Raw genomic sequence first — 20,475 nt, forward strand, 5'->3', positions numbered from 1 at the left:
GTCAGCAGGAAGTATGACTTTCGTCAGAGAAGGCTTTAAAAGCGCAGGTGTTCAAGTTTGTTGGCGTTTACGATCTTGATGTCGCGTCCCTGGATCTCGATCAGGCCTTCTTCCTTAAAATCGGAAAGGGTGCGTATCACCGACTCGGTAGCGGTTCCCACGATGCTGGCCAGGTCATCTCGCGAGATGGCCATTTGGAATGCTGCCTGGTTTTCCTGCATGTATTTTTTCTGCAGGAACATGAGGGCTTCGGCCACCCGTTTTCTGACGGTGTTGTATGCGAGGCTCAGCAGCTGCTCTTCCTTTTCCATGATGTTGGAGGACAACATGCGGATGAACTTGCCGGCCACTTCGCGGTTGTTATACAGCAGCGAGAGGAAATCCTGTTTGGGGATGGTAATGGCTTCCACGGGTTCAAGGGCTGTGGCGGTGTCTTTGTATGTGTTTTCTTCGAGCAATCCCATGTAGCCGATGAAATCACCTTCTTTGTAAAGCCCGGTGATGTACTCCTTTCCGTCCTGGTTCATCTTGAAGGTTTTTACCTTTCCGGATTTGATGAAGTACAAAGCATTGGGGAAATCGCCTTCGTGGTAGAGGATCTCTTTCTTTTTGAAGGAACGGGTCTTCCTGTCGTCCGACAGGTTTTTCAGGTCTTCCAGACTTCTGGCGTCGTCAAGGAATTCATTCAGGCTGTCACTTGTGCCTGCGAACGCTTTTTTGAATTTTTCGCTTTTCAGCAGGCGTGTTTCAATAGCGTTCAGCAGTTCCATTTCTTCAAACGGTTTGGTGATATAATCATCCGCACCCATGGTCATACCTTTCCGGAAATCCACTTTTTCGGTTTTTGCGGTCAGGAAAATGAAGGGAATACCTGCTGTGTCCACATCTTTTCCCAGCATGTAAAGCACGCCGAATCCGTCCAGTTCGGGCATCATGATGTCGCAAACGATCAGGTCGGGCTTGATCATCCTGGCTTTTTCCAATCCCACCTTACCATTCTCTGCCGTTTCCACTGCGTAGTCTGCCAGTTCAAGGATTTCCGCGGTGTTCTCCCGTACATCGGGGTTGTCTTCAATCAGTAGTATTCTTTTCTTCATGGCAGATCAGTTGAGGAAATGAGATGGTGAACACGGTGCCTTTCCCGCTTTCACTTTCAAAGGTAATGGTTCCTTCCATCAAATCGGTGTATCGCTTGACAATGTTGAGGCCCAGTCCGGTTCCCTGTATGTTGATGGCATTCTTGGCACGGAAGAATCGTTCGAACATATGTGCCTTGTCTTCGTCGGGTATACCGATGCCATGGTCGCGCACTTCCACGGTGAGTTTTTCGTCGGCCACGCCTGTGGTGAACTCAATCAGGCTACCTTCGCTCGAATATTTGATGGCATTTGAGATGAGGTTGTTGATGATGTTCCGGAGCATCTGTGGGTCCAGTTCCACTTCTTCTTCCCCGGTGTGTGTGTACTGAATGTGTTGGTTCTTCTTGACCAGGTTTCCGAAGCTTTCCAGGACTTCTTCCGCCAGTTCGGTGATGGCAAAGCGTTTGGTTTGTATGCATACCCCACCGGTTTCCAGTTTATCCAACGACAGAAAATCGTTCAGGATGCCGGTGAGGTTGTTCACGCTCGAGCGGATCCGGTTGAAGTGGGGTAGCACTTTCTCTGCAATGGCATTCATCTGCCCCGAACGTTCCAGGTGTTTTTCAATGAGACCTGATGACGAGAGGATGGTGGAAAGAGGTGTACGGAATTCATGGGAGGCCATCGACACGAAGCGTGATTTGAGTTCGTTCAGTTGCCGCTCCTTGCGCAGCGCCTCCTGCATGTCTTGCTCCGCTTTCTTCTGCGCGGTGATGTTGTTCTCCACCACCAGTATCTGGGAAATGACGCCGTCTTCATCCGGTAGCGGTACGGCATTCAGGATGTAGTGGTTTTCTTTTTTCTGCACCTCGATCACCTGGGGCTCGCCGTTGAAAACCCCTTGCAATTCGTTGATGATCTTTTCGGCTGTTTCCAATGGCAGGCGGTCGGTGATTTTTTTTCCGATCAGGTTTTTGCTGGTGATGCCCAGTTTATACAGCTCCCTGCCTTCCACGAAAATATAGGCCAGATTGCGATCCAGCACATTGATGGTGCCGTTGGGGAAGTTCCGGGCGATGATGCTGTACAGGTGTTGACTTTTTTCGAATTCTTTCGTTCGTTCGGTAACGCGTTCTTCCAGTTCGGTATTCAGTGCCTGCAATTTTTCCTGGAACGCTTTCCGTTCGGTAATATCTTGTCCGGAACTGAGAATTCCTTTGGTGTCGCTATCCTGCAATACGATGTGGTGCCAGGCCACCAGTCTTGGATGACCGCCTGTACCTATGATCTCGAACTCGCTTTCAACGCGTGAGCCTGCAGGCAAACGAAAGAGTTCGTTGAACAGGTCTGCCACTTTTTTCCTGTCGTTCAGTGCTACGTAGTTGGCGATCCAGTTTTTCCCGATGGCATCCCGTTCGGTGTTGCCTACCGCTTCGCAGGCCTGCTTGTTGATGAGGGAAAGGTGGTGATTCTCCTGTGTGACGATGAACAGGGTGCCGGCCATGTCCAGGTAGGATTGAGACCGGTTTTTTTCCAGCATGACGCGCTCTTCCGCCTGCACCCGCTCCGAGATATCCGTGATCAGGGCAACGGTCATCGCTTCGCCCTCACTGGTCAGGTGGTTGAGGCTGATCTCCACCGGAAATTCAGATCCGTCTTTTCTTAAGGCGTATAATTTCCGGCCGATGCCCATGGGGCGTTTGGCGGGGTGTTGCTGGAATGATTCACGGTGTGTGGGGTGGTGTGTGGAATACCTGCGGGGAATCAGGAGTTCTACCTTTTGCCCGACCAGTTCGTCATTGGCAAAACCGAACATTTCTGATATCCTGGGATTGCAGAGCCGGATGGTTCCCTGGTGATCAGCTACCAGCATGCCTTCTGCGGCCGTTTCGAACATCAGCTGAAAGATGTCCTTCGCATATACGTGAGGGGTACTCATGGTAATTGTAAACTGTCCTTTTACAAAAATAACATTTAGTCTTTAGTCGCAGGTATGGGATATGAGACATTAGACTTTAGATATTAGACAACAGCACGTTTTGCCCCAGACGGCAAACCCATCAGGGATGTTTTGTTTTGGTTTCTAAAGAAGCCCGTTTATCGCCCGTTCCAACTGCCCTCGGGCTATCCGTTTTTACCCGCTATAGCCTCAGCGAAGGCAGATGCATTGCACAATGTCATTCACATTATTTCACCTTGACAGATCACAAGCGGGTATCACTCCTATCCCGTCTATTTTGCTGGTAACCGGTCGTTGTCGCTTACCCCGGCCATCTAACGTCTAATATCTAAAGTCTAAAGTCTAATGTCTCACATCCATCACCTAACAAACCCCGCCGCTTCCGGTGATTCCAGGCTCACGTTCTCGTCGCCTGCCTGGTATGGCACGTAGGTGATGATGAACTGGAACATCTCGTCGGTGGTGCGCATGCTGATGTTGCGTTCTCCCACCCGGCGTGGCGGATCGAAGGGATTGTAAGGGTTGTCTTTCGTGTTGTCATACACGCCTTCCGCCACAATTACGGAACCGGTAGGGATCTTTAGTAGTTTTTTAAACGTATAGAAGTACTGCCATTTGAAGTCCCATTGCGGAATACGGATGAGGGGGATGGTGTCTCCGTCGGGCTTTACGGCGTATGCCAGAAAGGATTTGCCCAGGAGGTGCATGTGCGGATTGATGGTAATTAGGGAAAGGTCCGTGATCACTTCCAACCGCGTGGTGAATTTCTGCACTTTGTCGGGTTCGATGATCAGCGGCGGTTCGATGTCGGATATGCCCAGCGTACCCATGATCACTTCGTTGATCGGGCGTTTGGGCGGGCTGTCGGCAAAGAAGATGTTGAAGTATGACTGGTCGGATGTGTCGAGGGCAGACGGGCCATAGTGCATGTTGTTGATGTAAAGGGCTCCCTTTCGGCTCATACGGTATCCGCCGATTCCTGCCGGGTATTCGGGAGGGATCACTCCGGGCAGGTAGTTGCACACGGAAGTGGTGAGGGCGGGGTAGGAGCCGTCGTCCTGCAGCAGTCCGAGCAGGTGGTGGATGCGTGTGGGTTCGATCTCGCCGTTTTCCTGATCCACGGCCATCATGCCTTCATTCACATGTGTTTTCTTGTCGGGGTTGTAAGAGATCAGGTGGCCGTTCATGTGGTGAAGCAGCTCCCTGTTGCCGGGTACGAATTCGATCAGGCGGATGAAGGTGTCCCGTTCCAGTTCGTAGGGGATCTTCATCACAATGAAATGGTCGGTGTTGTCGCCGGGGATGTGGTAGGGTTCCGGCATTTTCAGCACGAGGTCGGGTGTGCCCAGCTGGGAATGGTCGGGGAATTGCGGTAATTCGGGTTTGTCGTTTTTGTTGCCTTCCGGCATACCGTCTTCCACCCATTTGGCGACCAGGGCGATCTCGCGGTCGGTTAATCCGCGCTCATTCGAGAAATGCCGGTAGCTGCGGTCGGCAGGCCAGGGTGGCATGTACCGTAAGCCGGTCACATGGCGGATCATCTTGCCCCTTTTTTAACCTGGGCATAGTTCGTGAATGGAAACGGACCCGCTTCACCGGGTCTGTGGCATGGGGTGCAGTTGTGAAAAACAATGGGGGCGATGTCGCGGTTGAAGGTAACGGTATCCGGCAGGTCGAATGCAAGTGTATCATCCTTAACCTGGCATCCGGTCATCCAGCACATTACCAGCACCGGCAGCAACATGTACCTGATTGCTTTCATTCAATCAAACAGCCCACGGCATCGGTTTCATTTACAGGAGGGTCCTGGCCGGACAGCACCGCTTCCAATGCATCCCGGAGGTAGTGTTCGGTGGCTTTGAGCCGTTGCTTGCCCAGGGAAAAGGCCCAGTTGTCGATCTTGCCGTGATAGCGTTCGGCGCCTGTAGAGTCCACCAGGAATGCTTCGGGTGTGATCGTGGCACCCAGTGTGTGGGTGAGGGTGTAGTCGGTATCCAGCAACACGGGCATGTTCGGATGAAACCGGAGACAGAAAGAATCGATCTCCTGCACGGAGTAGGAGGTACCTGCAAATACCATGTAGCATTGTACATGTTGACCTGAAAAGGCATTGTTCAGCCGGTTCAGGGTCAGGCTGTAGTTTTCGCTGAGGGGGCAGTCCGGACTGAAAAACGCGAATACGGTGGCAGGTGCCTGTTTAATCTCTTCCAGGGAAATGGTTGTTCCGTGCAACCCGGCCATGTTCAGCGTGGCGATTGAAGGACGACCTTCGCTGCAGCCGAAAAGCAGGGCCATCATGATAAGTGCGTTGTGCGCATAACGGAAACCAGACATCCTTCAAAGGTATGATTTCACACCGAGAGATGGGGCCTGTGAGGTATGGCAGGATTATCTACCTTTGCCGGAAACGGTCATGTGATGAGCAACTGGTACGCATCCTGGTTTGATTCACCCTACTATCACAAGCTGTATTCCCACCGCGATGAAAGGGAGGCGGCGGATTTTCTGGATAGGCTGATGGACGTGCTCTGTTTGCCAGCCGGAAGTCGTATTCTTGATCTGGCATGCGGGCGGGGCCGGCATGCGCACTCGTTGGCAGACAAAGGGTATGAGGTAACAGGCGTGGATTTGTCGCCGGCCAACGTGGAGGCCGCTTCTGCGGATGCCACTTCGCAGGAAGTGTTCTTCGTTCATGACATGCGCCAGATTTTCCGGGTTAACTATTTTGATGCGGTTCTGAACATGTTCACCAGCTTCGGGTATTTTCCTTCCGATCATGAGAACCTGTCGGTGATACGGGCGGCAGCGGCCAACATGAAACCCGGTGGCGTGCTGGTGATCGACTTCTTCAACGCGGAAGTGGCTGGAACATGTCTGCCTTGCAAGGAAGTAGTACAGGCGGGTGGACTGACCTTTGAAACGGAGAAAAAAAGGGTGGGGGATTGCTTTGTGAAGACCATCTGTTTCGAAGATCAGGGGCAGATGTTCAACTTTGAAGAAAAGGTCAGGGCTTTTTCCCTGGAAGATTTTAACCGTATGTTTGAGAAGAATGCACTGAGGCTGGAACAAACATTCGGTGATTATGCACTGGCACCCTTTGATGCACGCCATTCGGAACGTTTGATTATGGTGGCAAGAAAAATGTGCTGATGTGCTTATGTGCTGATGTGTTGATGGAGTGGGGAGGTAATGGAGTAAGAAGGTAAGACCAGATGATGGGTGGCCTTGGAGGTATTGAAGCTTTTTAAGATGTTATTGGCGATATGGATATTGTAGTTGCGCTCGGACTGATCCTGTCCGTTATACTGGGAAGCGGCATTGTGTTCGCCCTGCGCCCTAAAACGTCAACGGTGAAGTTCCTGCTCTCGTTCAGCGGTGCATATCTGTTGTCGGTATGTGTAATGGAGATGATCCCGGAAGTATACGGGGCATTGGCCATGCGCAGTGGGGTGTTTATTCTGGTGGGCTTTCTGATCCAATTGATCCTGAGCTATTTTTCTGATGGCATGGAGCACGGGCACATGCATACCGGTCAGCATTCCCTTTCAATGGCTGTACTGGTGAGCCTTTTCGTGCATTCGTTTGTGGAGGGCATGGCCCTGGGCGGGGATGTGCCGCATACGCATTTCGGTCAGTCGTTGCTGGCAGGCATCTTCCTGCATAAAATCCCTGTGGCGGTTGTGATTACCACCGTTCTCTCGCAAGGAACCATGAAGATGTCCAGGGTCTACCTGATACTCGCCATCTTTGCACTAACCAGCCCTGCCGGCGCCTGGTTTGCCACGCATGCAGAGACCCTGTGGATGCAGGAAGGTTTCCTGGTGCCTGTTGTGTTGGCAGTGGTTTCGGGTATGTTGTTGCATATATCCACCATCATCCTCTTTGAAACCAGTCACGACCACCGGTTCAATGCCTACAAGCTGATCACCATACTGGTTGGTGTATCCCTGGCTTTCGCCGCCCACTTTCTCGGTGCCTGATTGAACCTTTTGCATGGTTTGATTGTTTCTCATGGGAATTCATTGCCGGTGACCGGTACGGATACGTTTTAAAACTTCAGTCTTTGCGGCTGTTTGCGGTGGATTTTGTACATTTGCAACTTCATTTTTTATCAACCAACGAATATCATTCAAAACCCAATCTGGTATGTCAGTACTTGTAGGAAAGAAAGCTCCCTCGTTCACCGCAAAGGCGGTGGTTCACGGAGGTGAGATCGTTAACGACTTCTCCCTGGATCAATACCTGGGTAAGAAGCATGTCGTGTTTTTCTTCTACCCGAAGGATTTCACGTTTGTTTGTCCCACCGAACTGCATGCTTTCCAGGAGAAGCTGGCCGAGTTCGAAGCACGTGATGTGGCTGTTGTGGCCTGTTCCACAGATACCGAACAATCTCACTGGGGTTGGCTGCAAATGCCCAAGGAAATGGGCGGCATCAAAGGCATCACCTACCCGGTGGTAGCAGATACAGCCAAGACCATCAGCATGAACTTCGGTGTGCTTTTCGGTGAATACCAATACGATGAAAACGACCAAATGGCGGCTTCAGGCCCCATGATCGCTTTCCGTGGTCTGTTCCTGATCGACAAGAACGGTATCGTTCAACATCAGGTGGTGAATCACCTCCCGCTGGGTCGCAGTGTGGATGAGACCCTTCGCATGGTGGATGCCCTCCAGTTCTTCGAAGAGAATGGCGAGGTATGTCCGGCCAACTGGCGCAAGGGTGAAGTAGCCATGAAGGAGTCGCACGAAGGTGTGGCCAGCTACATGGCAGCCCGCTAACATCAGGCGAATGCATAAAAAGATGAGGCAGGTTCCTTCAGGAGCCTGCCTTTTTTATGACCAGGAATGCAAGGGTTGGATGAAGGGATATCCGTCGATTATGCCTTCTTCGCTTCATTCCACAACACATCCATCTCTTCCAGCGACATCTGGTCGAACGCCTGACCTTGGTCACGGGCCATGTCTTCCATGGCCTGGAAGCGGCGGATGAACTTGCGGTTGGTTTTTTCAAGCGCATCTTCCGGGTTCACACCGATGAAACGGGCGTAGTTGATCAGGGAAAACATCACGTCGCCGAACTCGGCTTCCACCGCCTCTGCACCGGGATTCTTTTCCACTTCTTCCCTCAGTTCTTCCATTTCTTCACGCACTTTTTCCCATACCTGGGAACGGTTGTCCCAGTCGAACCCCACACCCTTCGCCTTGTCCTGGATGCGTGAAGCCTTCACCAAAGCGGGCAATGAAACGGGTACGCCTTCCAGAACCGATTTCTTTCCTTCTTTCAGTTTCAGTTTTTCCCAATTGCGCTTCACATCCTCTTCGTTCTCAACCTTCACATCACCATAAATGTGCGGGTGGCGCTGGATCAGCTTTTCACAGATGCCATCCAGCACATCCTTCATGTTGAAATCGTTGGTTTCCGATCCGATCTTTGCATAGAACACGATGTGCAGCAGCAGGTCGCCCAGCTCGCCGCGGATCCCCTTCATGTCTTTTTCAAGGATGGAGTCCGCCAGTTCATACACTTCCTCGATGGTGAGGTGGCGGAGGCTTTCCATCGTTTGTTTTTTGTCCCACGGGCACTTCTCCCGCAGGTCGTTCATGATGTCGAGCAGGCGCTGGAAAGATTGTAAGGTGTCGTTCATGGCGAAGGTTTGAGGGGACAAGATACGGGAAATGAGTTGCAAGTCTCCCGCCTTCGCTAAAGCTACGGCGGGCAAGCAAGTCTCAAGTTGGTTGGGGAAAATGTTTGTCGTTTGTTGTTTCTGGTTTGTGGTTGGGCAGGCTTGCGTCAGCAGCACTTTCCTGATGGATGGTGCCTTGCTCCATAGGAGCAATACACCGGTGGCATCGGGTAGTGGAGAAATTCCAGCGTGCCATAGGTACGCCACAAGAATGACCGATTGTGATTGATGGGAGATTAGGAATGCGAGGTTAGGAATTGGACCATGCTCCAATCTGCATCATCCCATCCAAAGTGCTGTTGCTTCTTACACGTGCAAGAAGATGCATCACCTGGGTTCATCTACCAAAGGAATAAGAACTAACTTGAATCGGGGAGGGCATTGGTGCGCCCCGGGAGAGTTACAAGTCGCCCGCCTTCGCTAAAGCTACGGCGGGCAAGCAAGTTGGCGACCAGGGATGTTTAGCAATTTGCTCCATAGGAGCAACATATTGGTAGCATAGGGTTGGATGGGAGATGAAAGCGTGCCGTAGGTACGCCACAGGAAGTCTTGAGTCTCGAGTTACCCTCCTACGCTATAGCTTCGGCGGGCAAGTCTATTGTCTAATATCTAACATCCCAATACTAACGACTAATGACTTGCGACTAAAGACTATTATCTACCTTAGCAACCATGCGGTTCCCGGTATGTTTCATAACATCATTGGTGTGCTCCCTGCTTACGGTACGGGCGGCGACGCAACAACCTGCCGATTCGGTGCAAACCGGATGGCGCATCCAAAGCCGCTTCCACTATGGCTTCGTGATGTCGCACACCAAAAAGATGGGTCATCTCATCACGCAGCACTCCAGGGCTGCAGAGCTATGCGTGTCGCAACAAACCCGTGGCACCCGTTCCTGGGAACGGGCCTACAATTACCCTGAAAAAGGACTGATGCTCTTTTATACCGAATTGGGGAACCCGGTACTGCTGGGGCACGGACTGGGCTTTGCTCCCTACATACATCTGCCCCTGGGTGGAAACTTTCCAGCCGTTACCCGGCTGCGCATCGCCACCGGTCCCGGTTGGGTGGAGAAAACCTTTGACCGGATTGAAAACCACAAAAACACGGCCATGAGCAGCCACATCAACATCTTCATCCAGCTGATGTGGGATGCCCGGTGGAAACTCTCGGACCGGCTGAACCTGCACGCCGGGATCGGCCTCTCGCACTTTTCCAACGGGGCCTTCAAAACCCCCAACCTCGGTCTGAACCTGATGACGGTGAACACCGGTTTTTCTTGGGGAACCAGTGGCCAGAGTCAAACCGTGGTACATGACGCTCCTGAACCTGTAGACCACGCCTGGCAAGCCTCGCTGACACTGGGTGGCGGCCTGAAAGAGATTGTGCCCCCGGGCACGGATAAGTACCGCGCATGCACCGCCATCCTGGCTTTGTCGCGCAGGGGAGGCCTGAAAGGTGAATACGGCGCGGCATTGGAAGGATTCTACGACGCATCCGTGTACCACCAGGCATTGGCTGATAGCATCGACATAGGCAGCGAAGCGGCAGGCACACGTATGGGCGTGAGCGTATACGGTGGCCTGGTCATGGGGCGCCTTCATGTGCTGCTTTTTCAGGGCGCCTACCTTGTGGCGGCATACCCGGCACGTAAGCCCATCTTCCACAGGCTGGCCATCCGATACGATGTGAATGACCACTGGTATGCCAACTTCTCCCTGAAAACACATTTGTTTGATGCAGATTATCTGGAACTGGGCGCCGGATTCCGAATGCCGGTAAAAAAGAAGAAAGGGGCCGGGTAATGAAGAGAACGTGGTGGTATATATGTGTGACGGCATGGATGCTGTGGGCCGGTTGTAAACCCGAAAACCGTGGCGACTGTTTCAAAGGCGTGGGAGATTTCCGCGCGGAGTACCGGACCTTGCCCATGTTCGATAAGCTTCGGCTGGTAGGTAGGGTGGATGTGTATATCCAGATAGACTCGACCTATACAGCCCGCATCGAGGGAGGCGAAAACCTCTTGCCCAACATCCACACAACCGTAGAAAATGGAGAACTGGTGGTTAGCAACGACAACACCTGCAACTGGGTACGCCGTTTCGATACCCGGATCGCTGTGTATGTGACGGTGCCCGGCCTGATCGAAGTGACCAGCGACGGTCCCGGCCTGCTGGCCAGCCTGGATACGTTGCATGCCAACCAGCTGGATGTACATATGAAACGTCCCGGAGATGTACAGCTACTGGTAAAAGCCGGCCAGGTACTGGCGCATATGCACGGTGGCGGCGACCTCACACTTTCGGGATCAGCCGGCGTATTCCAGGTGAACACCGTGGGCACCGGCTTCACCCATGCCGAGAACCTGCAAACGGTCTGGACCTACATCTGGCAGTACTCCACCGGTAACGTATATGTCCGTGCCTCTGAAGAAGTGGGGGCCTATATCTATGCACCCGGGGATGTATATTATGCCGGGCATCCGAAAAAGTTAACGGTAAAAAGGGAGGGGAAGGGGAAGGCGTATCCGTTGGAATAGAACAACCGGATGTTTGATAGTCGCGAACGGCTATACATTTTTTACGGACGAATATTGAATGCCTGTTGACAATTTCTTGATAAGGATATACTTTGCTTGCATCTTATCTATCTCAATTCATATGCGACAGAAACTACACCCATTCCTTTTTGGTTTTTTTGTTGTGTGTTCTATGGTGAAAGCCCAGACCACCCATTTTTCAAGGGTTTACAGTGGAGGGGAAAGCATATTCGGTGTTACTACCATACAACTCAGTGACGGGGGGTATGTGATGGTTGGATCTTCAAGAGAATTTAATAATAATAAAGTCAACGGGCCGCTGGTATTGATGGTGTCAAATACTGGTGCCATCAAATGGTCCAAAGTATACGGAGCGTTTTCCGATGAATATTTCAATGATGTAGTAGAGGTTGGTGATTCATCTCTGGTTGCTTGCGGGCACACGGGTAAAGCGTTTTGGTATACGGGCGAGGGTGTTGTGGTAAAAATGAAATCGACGACCGGCGATGTGGAATGGGCCGTGCAAATCACCGATAGCGTATTTGGCTTTCAACCAATAAACATCATTCAAACGGATGACGATGGCTTTCTGGTAACAGGCAATGGAAAGAATAATTCCGGTTATCAGCAAATATTCCTGGTTAAGCTGGATGCCCAGGGTACAATGGAATGGAAGAAAATTCTTTCATACCCGAATATGCACATACAGGTGAATGCTTCCGTTCAATTGGCCGATAGCAGTTTTGTAATAGGAGGTACTATAACAGGTGATATGCCATATATGGCAGGTATTTCACCATCCGGTAACCTTGTGTGGTCCAGGTCCTATGATGTCATGGCCTCGCTGGATGGTATGGTGCGCACCCAATCGGGTCTTGTAAGTTTATTGCGGTTGTCTGGTTCCGCCAAGATCATGCATACAGACCATTCAGGTATGCCCCGATCGGTGATTTCATTGCAAAGGAACCTAAACTGTGCATACCCATATCTTTACTACAATTATAAGCCGGGCATGACATTGACAACCGACAGCAATCTCGTGATTATTGGATACGAAGATAGGTACAATGGTTCCGAATTTATCAAAACCAACCTGCAAGGTGTAGGATATTCCTACAGTGTCGGAATGGTGGCAAATGGCGTTAAGCCCTTGGAAGACGGTGGTGTGTTGCTCACAGGATATGGCCCGATGTATGGGATTAAAACAAATAGCTATGACCTTCATACCGGACTTGTCCGAACCAAAGCAAGCATGGACTCCGTGGAATGTGAGTTTGGTTCCTGGGCCCTTGTAACGGCACCGGATACCCTGTCTACGGATACCCTTATGTTTGATTCAACAGAACTGGGTCAGGTGGTGAGTTATACCCCGGTGGTGAGGAATATCGTCACGGATGAATATGCCGGATGTGTAGGGGTGTTGGGTTCTGTGGACGAAAAACAGGAGGCAATGCTTACAATGAGCGTTTATCCCAACCCCTCTTCAGGCATCCTGCAGGTACAGGTAGATGAACATGAACCTGTGGTACTGGAAGTATACAATTCCCTGGGCGTTCGTGTGGCTGTACGTCAACTGAACCCGGGCGTCAATGAACTGGACCTTGGTTCGCAGCCCAAAGGCATCTATTTCTACAGGGCGAGAACGGAGCAGGGCGCTTCCTCAAGCGGGCGCATGGTTCTGGAATAAACCGGTTCACAGGTACTGGCATTCCGCTTCGGATTTCCGTACCTTTGTTGTATGCAATTGATACTCGTTACCATCGGTTTGCTCGGGTTGGCATTCGCAGGAATTGCCATCAAGATTCTCGTGAAGAAAGACGGTCAGTTCGCCGGTACATGTGCCAGCAACAACCCCATGCTGCAGGAAGAAGGCGCCGTGTGCGGCCTTTGTGGTGCCAAGCCCAGCGAGCAATGCAAGAAGGAAGATTCGGAGTAATGCGCTGAATCTTATTCGGATGAAGCTTCTTCCTCTTCCAGGATTTGCTTCATATCATCGGTCATCCAGGTCTGGTAATGGCCATTTTCATCCCCATAGATCAAATAACCGCCCAGTTCGGGGTGTGATGCCAGGAATGTCTTTGCCTTGTCAACACCCATCACCATCATGGCTGTGGCGTATGCGTCGGCTGTCATACAATCTTTGGTAATGATGGTGGCGCTGAGCAGCGAGTGCCGCGCAGGGTACCCGGTTTTCGGGTCGATGGTGTGGGAGTACTTCACCCCGTTTTCTTCGTAGAACTTCCTGTAGTTGCCGGAAGTTGCCATGGACATGTCCTGCATCGAAGCCACGGCCTGTATCTCGTGTTCGTCGCTTTCCACCGGCTTGTCGATGCCGATTTTCCAGGCGGTGTTTTTCGGACTTACACCTGTGGCCCGTAATTCACCACCCACTTCTACCAGGTAGTTTTGGATATCAAGGGATGTCAGGTAGTCGCAGAGTACATCCACGGTGTAGCCCTGAGCAATGGCGTTGAAGTCAATTTTGATGCGGGGATCGCTTTTGTGCAACTCCTCATCGTGCATGTCCACCTTGTCATATCCCACCAGCTGAACCAGGCTGTCGATCATGCTGCTGTCGGGATGGGCCTTATCGGCATGACCGAAGCCCCAGGCATTCACCAGCTGCCCCACGGTACAATCGAAGGCACCATCGGTAGCTGCTGATACCTGTTCCGCTTTCTTAAATACGTTGTAGAAATGGCGGTCGTGGTAGCCTAGCTGCTCGTTCCTGTTCAAACGGCAGATGGTGGAAGAATCCACCCACAACGACATCGACATGTCGATCACATGCAGGATCGAGTCGATCGCAGTGCGAAGGTCGCGGGAATGGCCGTCGAGATACGTGATGTTGTAAGTGGTACCCTGGGTATAGCCGCTGATCTTTGTGTAATCGGCCTGCTGTCCGTCTGCATCGGGCTGCCTGTTGGTGCAGGCGCCGGCCCATAGGATTACAAACAGGGCGCAAGCCCGGAGCCATCTGGCAGACCGGAAAAAAGATCCGGAACCGGTATGGTGCGGCCGGATGCCGGGATTATCCACCGAAGTCGTCGAAGGACACATTTTCGGGAGGCACACCGAAGTCGTCACACATCTTGATCACGGCTGCGTTCATCATCGGAGGACCGCAGAAGTAGAACTCGATGTCTTCCGGGGCATCGTGCTTGCTCAGGTAGTTGTCGATCAACGCCTGGTGTACGAAACCGGTGAAGCCATCTCCTGCAGTATCATCCATGCCCGTTTTCGGCTTCCAGTTGTCTTCCGGTGTGGGTTCGGAGAGGACCAGGTAGAACTTGAAGTTGGGGAACTCCTTTTCGATCTGCTGGAAATCGTCGAGGTAAAACAGTTCGCGTCTGGAACGACCACCGTACCAATATGACACCTTTCTGCCGGTTTTCAGGGTATGGAAAAGGTGGAAGAGGTGTGAACGCATGGGGGCCATACCGGCGCCACCGCCCACATAGATCATTTCCGCCTGGGTGTCTTTGATGAAGAACTCACCGTAAGGGCCTGAGATGGTTACCTTGTCGCCCGGCTTGCGGCTGAATACGAAGCTGGAGCAAATACCGGGATTTACAGCCATCCATGTGTTTTTCGCACGGTCCCACGGTGGGGTGGCGATACGGATGTTGAGCATGATGATATTGCCTTCTGCCGGGTGGTTGGCCATCGAGTAGGCGCGGAAGATGGGTTCGGGATTCTTCATCTTCAGATCCCACAGCTTGAACTTGTCCCATTCCAACTGATACTCATCCGGCTTCTTGCCCATGCGCGGATGCGCGGTGATGTCGATGTCTTTGAAATCCACTTCGAGAGCGGGTACATCAATCTGGATGTATCCGCCGGCTTTGAAGTCGAGTGTTTCCCCGGGAGGGAGTTTTACAACAAATTCCTTGATGAAAGAAGCCACGTTGTAGTTGGATACCACTTCGCATTCCCATTTCTTGATACCGAAGATCTCATCGGGAATTTTGATCTGGATGTCATTTTTCACTTTCACCTGACAACCGAGACGCCAGTGATCCTGTGCTTCACGGCGTGAGAAGTAAGGCTTTTCTGTTGGCAGGATCTCTCCGCCACCTTCAAGCACCTGGCATTTACACATGGCACAGGTACCGCCGCCGCCGCATGCTGAGGGCAGGAAGATCTTGTTGTTGCCAAGGGTACTGAGCAGGCTGCTGCCGGCTTCCACCTCAATGGTTTTTTCTCCGTTGATGGTGACCTTTACAAGGCCGGAGGGCATCAGTTTTGCTTTCGCAAAAAGGATGATGGCGATGAGCAGCATCAGGAATACCAGGAAAACAACAATACTGGTAACAATGGTGGATGTCGCTGAAAGAATGAAAAACATATCTGGTCGTAATTAGAGTTTGATACCCATGAAGCTCATGAAAGCCATTCCCATCAATCCTGTCAGGATGAACGTAATGCCGAGTCCTTTCAGTGGTGCGGGTACATTGGAATAACGGATCTTTTCACGGATGGCGGCGATGGCTACGATGGCGAGGCACCAGCCCACTCCGGAACCGATTCCGAATGCGGTGGCTTCACCGATCGAGGGATACTGGCGTTCCTGCATGAACAGGGCGCCACCCAGGATGGAGCAGTTCACGGCAATCAGCGGGAGGAAGATGCCCAGTGCGCCGTACAGTGCCGGAGCGAACTTTTCCACGATCATTTCCACCAGCTGCACCATGGCCGCGATGATGGCGATGAACATGATGAAGCTGAGGAAGCTCAGGTCGAGGTTGGCAAATTCAGGGCTCAGCCAGCTGAGGGCACCGGCTTTCAGAACCTTGGTCTCAAGCAGGTAGTTCACAGGTACAGTGATGCCCAGTACGAAGATCACGGCTGCACCCAGGCCCACGCCTGTTTTAACCGTTTTGGATACGGCCAGGAAAGAACACATGCCCAGGAAGTAGGCGAAGATCATGTTCTCGATGAAGACGGCCTTGACGAATATGTTGAATAAATTTTCCATGTGTGTGGTTGCTTATGCGTTCGGATTCGGTTGTCCCTGCTGTTATTTATCGATCAGTTTCGGGTTCCTGGATCTTTGTACCCAGATCACGATACCGAGGATGATCAATGCCATCGGAGGCAGGATCATGAGGTTGTTGTTCATATAACCGTGCGCCATCGCCCAGCTCACACCGGGGATTTCAAATCCGAACAGTTTGCCTGATCCGAAGATCTCCCTGAAGAAGGCTACGATCAGCAGGATGACTGCATATCCGAGTCCGTTTCCGATCCCGTCCAGGAAGGAAGGCCAGGGTTTGTTACCCAGGGCGAAGGCTTCCAGGCGACCCATGATGATGCAGTTGGTGATGATCAGTCCCACGAATACCGACAGCTGTTTGCTGACGTCGTACATGAAGGCTTTGAGCACCTGGTCAACCAGGATCACGAGTCCGGCCACAACCACCAGCTGCACGATGATGCGGATCCGGTTGGGGATCATGTTGCGCATCATGGAGATGAGCAGGTTGCCCACGGCGGTTACCACCATTACGGAGATACCCATCACGAGGGCCTGTTTCACCTGAACGGTGATGGCCAGTGCCGAACAGATACCGAGTACCTGCACGGTGATCGGGTTGTCGTCATTCAGCGGATCGGTGATCAGCTTGCGATTCTTCTTGGAGAAAAGCGGCTCTTTCGGTTCTTTTACCGGAGCCTCAATTGCTGCGGTTTGTGTTTCTGTAGCCATGCTTATTTCGCGTTAGATTTGAGATAAGGTTCGTATACCTGCAGGGTGCGGTTCAGCATTTCATCCACACCTTTGCTGGTGATGGTGCCGCCGGTGATCGCATCTACTCCGTGAGGATCCGACGGATCAGCGCCGCCTTTCACCACCTGTATAGATGTAAAGGTACCGGATTCGTCATGAATTTGCTTGTCTTTGAACATGGATTGGAAATGCGGCTGTTTGATTTCAGCTCCCAGTCCGGGTGTTTCCCCCTGGTGATCGAAGGTGGCGCCGTATACCGTGTTCATGTCTTCTTTCAGGGCGATGTATCCCCAGATCGGTCCCCACAGTCCGGTGCCCACCATCGGCAGCACAGTGAAACGACCCTCGGGTGTTTCGCAGATGAAAACGGGGTATTCCATGGCATCTGCGGTGCGGGTGCCGGCTTTGAATTCCTTGTACTCGCCGCGCACATCCACGTTAAAGGCATCACCTGCGTCTTTTGGGTCAATCGGACCGGAATGTGCGGGTTGTGCATTGGCGGAAGCATTCAGTACGATGCGTTCCTTCACGTATTTGCTGAACAGGTCCGGCGCCGTTTTCATGGTGGATTCCACCCCTACGGTTTTGAGGATGTTCATCATTTTCTCGTGGATCAGGTTCTCCTGCTGATATGGTTTCAGGGAGATGGCCGCCACGGCCAGCACGGTGGCCACAACCACCACCATGATGGTGGCGAAAGTAAAAGTATAAGCGCTTCCTTCTTTGTTCATCGGAAGATAGTATTAAGCGGTTTTCAATCGTTTCATCCGGCGTTTCACATTCGCATCCACCACATAGTGGTCGATCAGCGGCGCCATTACATTCATGAAGAGGATGGCCAGCATGACACCTTCCGGGTATGCGGGGTTAAACACCCTGATCATGATGGCCAGGAACCCGGCCAGGAATCCGTATATGATCTTGCCTGTCGGCGTTTGAGCGGCTGAAACCGGGTCGGTTGCCATGAACACCATACCGAACATGAAACCACCCAGCATCAACTGGTGGATGGCATTGACTTCCATGAACATGTTGGCGTCCCAGGCATTGAACAGCATAGCCATTGTGAGGCCGCCGGCGAACATGGAGGCCATGATGCGGAGGCTGCCGATGCCTGTGATAATCAGGATGACTGCGCCTATGAGGCAGGCGAGGGCGGAGGTTTCTCCGATCGAGCCGGGAATGAATCCCATGAATGAGTTATAGAGGCTGTGTATGCCGTCGGGAGCAATCATCTGGTGTATTTCCGCAGCACGGGCAGATGTTCTGTCAAGGCTCACCAGTTCGGCGAGGTTGCCCAGGGGCGTAGCGCCACTGAAGCCGTCAACGATGTGTTTGCCGCTGTCGCTTGCCACGTTGGTATCAATCCATACCATGTTACCCGACATTTTGGTCGGATAAGCGAAGAAGAGGAATGCGCGGGCTGTGAGGGCCGGGTTGAGCACGTTCATGCCGGTGCCGCCGAATACTTCCTTGCCGATGATCACGGCGAAGGCGGTACCAACACCCACCATCCAGAGAGGTACGTCTACCGGCATCACCATGGGGATGAGCAGACCGCTCACGAGGAAGCCCTCGTTGATGGTGTGCTTCTTGATGATACAGAAAACGAACTCGATGGAGAGTCCGACAATATAGGAGACCGCAATGATGGGCAGCACTCGGATCAGTCCGAACAGGAACTTGTCCATCAGGCCGTCGCCCAGTCCGGCCATCTCTCCGATGGCGAGGTAGTGCTGATGACCCACGTTCCACATCCCGAACAGCATGCAGGGCAGGAGCGCGATGATCACGGTCATCATGGTACGTTTCAGGTCGATGGCGTCACGGATGTGCGAACCGATCTTTGTGGTGTGGTTGGGCACGAACAGGAATGTTTCGATGCCGTCGTAAACCGGATAGTACTTTTCAAACTTTCCTCCCTTCTCGAAGTTCGGTTTGATGTTGTCCAGTAGGTTTCTGAGAAATTTCAAGGTATTGGGGTTTTTTGGACGGGTATGCTGTGTTTAGTGATGCTTGGCGGGTGCGTTCTCTATGCGTATCTGATCGAGTCCTTTCCGCACGACATCCTGCACGTCGATTTTGGAGGTACACACGAATTCGCACAATGCAAAGTCTTCAGGGGCCACTTCGTAGATCCCGAGTTCTTCCATTTTCTCGATGTCGTTGGCCATGATCGCTTTGATCAGGTACACCGGGAAGATATCCATCGGGAAGACCTTTTCATACTGCCCCGACATCACGAATGCACGGTGTTCGCCATGCAGGTTGGTGTCGATGTTGTACTTCTTGCTTTTCATGAGCCATGACGGGTAGGTGCGCGACAGGCTGAATTTGTTGCCACCTGGCGCCATCCATCCGAAGAATTCATAATGATCACCTTCATCCAGCACACAGATCTGGGCATCGTAGAACCCGAGGTATCCGTCCTTCCCGATCTTTTTGCCGGTCAGGGGGTTTCCACTGATGATGCGGTGGTTGCCTTCGGTAGCGTGTTCATTGATCAGTCCCTTCACGGAAGCACCGATCATGGTCTTATAATATTGGGGTTTCTTTATACCCGGGCCGGCGAGCGCCACCATACGGGAAGCATCGAATTTTCCGGTGTTGAACAACCGGCCGATCACCAGTACGTCCTGGGGCGTTACGAACCAAACCACTTCGCCTTTGTTAATGGGGTCGATGTGGTGGATTTGCACGCCCACGTTTCCTGCGGGGTGTGGCCCGGACACTTTATTCACCTGCACGTTCCGTGCGTTCAGGAATACCTTGGAGGCACCTTGTTCATTTCTCACATTCAGGTGCACGCGGCCTTCGGTTAATTTGGCCAGTGCATCCAGTCCGGTCTGGAAATCGTCGCCGTTTCCGTGTACCACGAAATCCATGTCCGGTGCCAGCGGATTGCTGTCGAACGCGGAAATGAAGATGGATTTGGGTTTGTCGGAGGGGTTGGCGATGATGTCGAGCGGGCGTTGGCGGATCATCGGCCAGGTGCCGCTTTTCAGCAGGGTCTTGATCACATCCTCCCTGGACATATTTGACGGGTTGCCCTTGGGGAAATCCACATGCCGGTTCTGTTTGTCGGCCAGGATCAGGATGTCGAGGATCTTGCGCTTTTCGCCGCGAACGATTTCTGCGATTTCTCCGCTGACCGGTGACGTGAACACGATGTCGGGGTTGTCTTTGTCGAAGAACAGCGGGCTTCCCGCCAGGACTTCATCCCCTTGCTTAACCGTCAGCTTGGGCCGGATTCCATGAAAATCCGTAGGTTTGATCGCAAAGGTATCAGATACAGGAGGGGTGCCATGAACTTTATCTGCCTCGCCTTTCAGCGGGATGTTCATTCCCTTCCTGATTTTTACTGTTTTCGATGTTGTCATCAGTAAAATATGGGAACGTTTAGGCCGCCAAAATTAAAAATTTGTTTTCGGTTCTTAACACATTTTGGCAAATTTAGATGAACAATATATTAACTGATACCTGC

General features: G+C 52.1%; 20 protein-coding genes. 7 read left to right on the forward strand and 13 right to left on the reverse strand.

What is annotated here, in order from left to right:
* Window positions 1–35: 35 nt before the first annotated feature.
* From H6585_03320 to H6585_03340, 5 genes are all read right to left on the reverse strand, one after another.
* Complete coding sequence (locus H6585_03320; protein MCB9447358.1) at window positions 36–1,097, reverse strand: response regulator; 1,062 nt, start codon at window positions 1,095–1,097, stop codon at window positions 36–38.
* Complete coding sequence (locus H6585_03325) at window positions 1,072–3,018, reverse strand: PAS domain S-box protein (protein ID MCB9447359.1); 1,947 nt, start codon at window positions 3,016–3,018, stop codon at window positions 1,072–1,074. The genes H6585_03320 and H6585_03325 overlap by 26 nt, the downstream gene beginning before the upstream one ends.
* A 380-nt stretch (window positions 3,019–3,398) precedes the next feature.
* Window positions 3,399–4,580: a hypothetical protein gene (locus tag H6585_03330; protein ID MCB9447360.1), complete on the reverse strand. Its 1,182-nt coding sequence runs from the start codon at window positions 4,578–4,580 to the stop codon at window positions 3,399–3,401.
* Window positions 4,577–4,801 (reverse strand): hypothetical protein, encoded by a 225-nt coding sequence (locus tag H6585_03335; protein ID MCB9447361.1) that lies wholly within the window; start codon window positions 4,799–4,801, stop codon window positions 4,577–4,579. The genes H6585_03330 and H6585_03335 overlap by 4 nt, the downstream gene beginning before the upstream one ends.
* Window positions 4,798–5,373 carry a redoxin domain-containing protein gene (locus H6585_03340; GenBank protein ID MCB9447362.1) on the reverse strand — a complete coding sequence of 192 codons (576 nt, stop codon included), beginning with the start codon at window positions 5,371–5,373 and terminating at the stop codon, window positions 4,798–4,800. Before H6585_03340 ends, H6585_03335 begins: the two co-directional genes overlap by 4 nt.
* Window positions 5,374–5,418: 45 nt before the next feature.
* Between H6585_03340 and H6585_03345 the strand changes: the two genes are divergently transcribed.
* From H6585_03345 to H6585_03355, 3 genes are all read left to right on the forward strand, one after another.
* On the forward strand, window positions 5,419–6,189 hold the full coding sequence (locus H6585_03345; protein MCB9447363.1) for a methyltransferase domain-containing protein: 771 nt from the start codon (window positions 5,419–5,421) through the stop codon (window positions 6,187–6,189).
* 113 nt (window positions 6,190–6,302) lie between these two features.
* Window positions 6,303–7,019, forward strand: a complete 717-nt coding sequence (locus tag H6585_03350; protein MCB9447364.1) for a ZIP family metal transporter — start codon at window positions 6,303–6,305, stop codon at window positions 7,017–7,019.
* A gap of 166 nt (window positions 7,020–7,185) precedes the next feature.
* Window positions 7,186–7,818, forward strand: coding sequence for a peroxiredoxin (locus tag H6585_03355; GenBank protein MCB9447365.1), 633 nt, complete (start codon window positions 7,186–7,188; stop codon window positions 7,816–7,818).
* 98 nt (window positions 7,819–7,916) lie between these two features.
* Here the strand turns inward: H6585_03355 and mazG are convergent, their stop codons facing one another.
* Entirely contained in the window at window positions 7,917–8,684 is a 768-nt protein-coding gene (gene mazG / locus H6585_03360) for a nucleoside triphosphate pyrophosphohydrolase (GenBank protein MCB9447366.1), read from the reverse strand.
* A gap of 744 nt (window positions 8,685–9,428) precedes the next feature.
* Between mazG and H6585_03365 the strand changes: the two genes are divergently transcribed.
* The 4 genes from H6585_03365 to H6585_03380 all read left to right on the forward strand — a co-directional run bounded on the left by H6585_03365 (window position 9,429) and on the right by H6585_03380 (window position 13,199).
* Window positions 9,429–10,529, forward strand: a complete 1,101-nt coding sequence (locus H6585_03365) for an acyloxyacyl hydrolase (GenBank protein ID MCB9447367.1) — start codon at window positions 9,429–9,431, stop codon at window positions 10,527–10,529.
* Entirely contained in the window at window positions 10,529–11,263 is a 735-nt protein-coding gene (locus tag H6585_03370; GenBank protein ID MCB9447368.1) for a DUF2807 domain-containing protein, read from the forward strand. Before H6585_03365 ends, H6585_03370 begins: the two co-directional genes overlap by 1 nt.
* Window positions 11,264–11,750: 487 nt before the next feature.
* On the forward strand, window positions 11,751–12,950 hold the full coding sequence (locus H6585_03375; GenBank protein ID MCB9447369.1) for a T9SS type A sorting domain-containing protein: 1,200 nt from the start codon (window positions 11,751–11,753) through the stop codon (window positions 12,948–12,950).
* 51 nt (window positions 12,951–13,001) lie between these two features.
* Window positions 13,002–13,199 carry a membrane or secreted protein gene (locus H6585_03380; protein ID MCB9447370.1) on the forward strand — a complete coding sequence of 66 codons (198 nt, stop codon included), beginning with the start codon at window positions 13,002–13,004 and terminating at the stop codon, window positions 13,197–13,199.
* An 11-nt stretch (window positions 13,200–13,210) separates the two neighbouring features.
* On the opposite strand, the gene H6585_03385 is transcribed toward H6585_03380, so the two are convergent.
* The 7 genes from H6585_03385 to H6585_03415 are packed head-to-tail and all read right to left on the reverse strand — an operon-like array spanning window position 13,211 to window position 20,371.
* On the reverse strand, window positions 13,211–14,323 hold the full coding sequence (locus H6585_03385) for an FAD:protein FMN transferase (GenBank protein MCB9447371.1): 1,113 nt from the start codon (window positions 14,321–14,323) through the stop codon (window positions 13,211–13,213).
* Window positions 14,295–15,611 (reverse strand): NADH:ubiquinone reductase (Na(+)-transporting) subunit F, encoded by a 1,317-nt coding sequence (locus H6585_03390; protein MCB9447372.1) that lies wholly within the window; start codon window positions 15,609–15,611, stop codon window positions 14,295–14,297. Before H6585_03390 ends, H6585_03385 begins: the two co-directional genes overlap by 29 nt.
* A gap of 12 nt (window positions 15,612–15,623) precedes the next feature.
* The gene (nqrE, locus tag H6585_03395) at window positions 15,624–16,241 is read right to left on the reverse strand and encodes an NADH:ubiquinone reductase (Na(+)-transporting) subunit E (protein MCB9447373.1); all 618 of its coding nucleotides are present in this window, start codon (window positions 16,239–16,241) and stop codon (window positions 15,624–15,626) included.
* A gap of 42 nt (window positions 16,242–16,283) precedes the next feature.
* Window positions 16,284–16,970: an NADH:ubiquinone reductase (Na(+)-transporting) subunit D gene (locus H6585_03400; GenBank protein MCB9447374.1), complete on the reverse strand. Its 687-nt coding sequence runs from the start codon at window positions 16,968–16,970 to the stop codon at window positions 16,284–16,286.
* Between the two features lie 2 nt (window positions 16,971–16,972).
* Window positions 16,973–17,722, reverse strand: a complete 750-nt coding sequence (gene nqrC, locus H6585_03405; protein ID MCB9447375.1) for an NADH:ubiquinone reductase (Na(+)-transporting) subunit C — start codon at window positions 17,720–17,722, stop codon at window positions 16,973–16,975.
* 12 nt (window positions 17,723–17,734) lie between these two features.
* Window positions 17,735–18,964, reverse strand: coding sequence for an NADH:ubiquinone reductase (Na(+)-transporting) subunit B (locus H6585_03410; protein ID MCB9447376.1), 1,230 nt, complete (start codon window positions 18,962–18,964; stop codon window positions 17,735–17,737).
* Window positions 18,965–18,997: 33 nt separating this feature from the next.
* Window positions 18,998–20,371: a Na(+)-translocating NADH-quinone reductase subunit A gene (locus tag H6585_03415; protein ID MCB9447377.1), complete on the reverse strand. Its 1,374-nt coding sequence runs from the start codon at window positions 20,369–20,371 to the stop codon at window positions 18,998–19,000.
* Window positions 20,372–20,475: the final 104 nt, after the last annotated feature.

Source organism: Flavobacteriales bacterium (assembly GCA_020635855.1).
Classification (GTDB): domain Bacteria; phylum Bacteroidota; class Bacteroidia; order JACJYZ01; family JACJYZ01; genus JACJYZ01.

What these genes read in the sequence shown, in the direction of transcription:
- H6585_03325 (MCB9447359.1), bottom strand. Translation starts at nt 3,018, where the DNA reads ATGAGTACCCCTCACGTATATGCGAAGGACATCTTTCAGCTGATGTTC.
- H6585_03350 (MCB9447364.1), top strand. Translation starts at nt 6,303, where the DNA reads ATGGATATTGTAGTTGCGCTCGGACTGATCCTGTCCGTTATACTGGGA.
- H6585_03330 (MCB9447360.1), bottom strand. Translation starts at nt 4,580, where the DNA reads ATGATCCGCCATGTGACCGGCTTACGGTACATGCCACCCTGGCCTGCC.
- H6585_03415 (MCB9447377.1), bottom strand. Translation starts at nt 20,371, where the DNA reads ATGACAACATCGAAAACAGTAAAAATCAGGAAGGGAATGAACATCCCG.
- H6585_03375 (MCB9447369.1), top strand. Translation starts at nt 11,751, where the DNA reads ATGAAATCGACGACCGGCGATGTGGAATGGGCCGTGCAAATCACCGAT.
- H6585_03400 (MCB9447374.1), bottom strand. Translation starts at nt 16,970, where the DNA reads ATGGCTACAGAAACACAAACCGCAGCAATTGAGGCTCCGGTAAAAGAA.
- H6585_03345 (MCB9447363.1), top strand. Translation starts at nt 5,419, where the DNA reads ATGGCAGGATTATCTACCTTTGCCGGAAACGGTCATGTGATGAGCAAC.
- nqrC (MCB9447375.1), bottom strand. Translation starts at nt 17,722, where the DNA reads ATGAACAAAGAAGGAAGCGCTTATACTTTTACTTTCGCCACCATCATG.
- H6585_03385 (MCB9447371.1), bottom strand. Translation starts at nt 14,323, where the DNA reads ATGTGTCCTTCGACGACTTCGGTGGATAATCCCGGCATCCGGCCGCAC.
- H6585_03370 (MCB9447368.1), top strand. Translation starts at nt 10,529, where the DNA reads ATGAAGAGAACGTGGTGGTATATATGTGTGACGGCATGGATGCTGTGG.
- H6585_03320 (MCB9447358.1), bottom strand. Translation starts at nt 1,097, where the DNA reads ATGAAGAAAAGAATACTACTGATTGAAGACAACCCCGATGTACGGGAG.
- H6585_03380 (MCB9447370.1), top strand. Translation starts at nt 13,002, where the DNA reads ATGCAATTGATACTCGTTACCATCGGTTTGCTCGGGTTGGCATTCGCA.
- H6585_03390 (MCB9447372.1), bottom strand. Translation starts at nt 15,611, where the DNA reads ATGTTTTTCATTCTTTCAGCGACATCCACCATTGTTACCAGTATTGTT.
- H6585_03355 (MCB9447365.1), top strand. Translation starts at nt 7,186, where the DNA reads ATGTCAGTACTTGTAGGAAAGAAAGCTCCCTCGTTCACCGCAAAGGCG.
- nqrE (MCB9447373.1), bottom strand. Translation starts at nt 16,241, where the DNA reads ATGGAAAATTTATTCAACATATTCGTCAAGGCCGTCTTCATCGAGAAC.
- mazG (MCB9447366.1), bottom strand. Translation starts at nt 8,684, where the DNA reads ATGAACGACACCTTACAATCTTTCCAGCGCCTGCTCGACATCATGAAC.
- H6585_03335 (MCB9447361.1), bottom strand. Translation starts at nt 4,801, where the DNA reads ATGAAAGCAATCAGGTACATGTTGCTGCCGGTGCTGGTAATGTGCTGG.
- H6585_03340 (MCB9447362.1), bottom strand. Translation starts at nt 5,373, where the DNA reads ATGTCTGGTTTCCGTTATGCGCACAACGCACTTATCATGATGGCCCTG.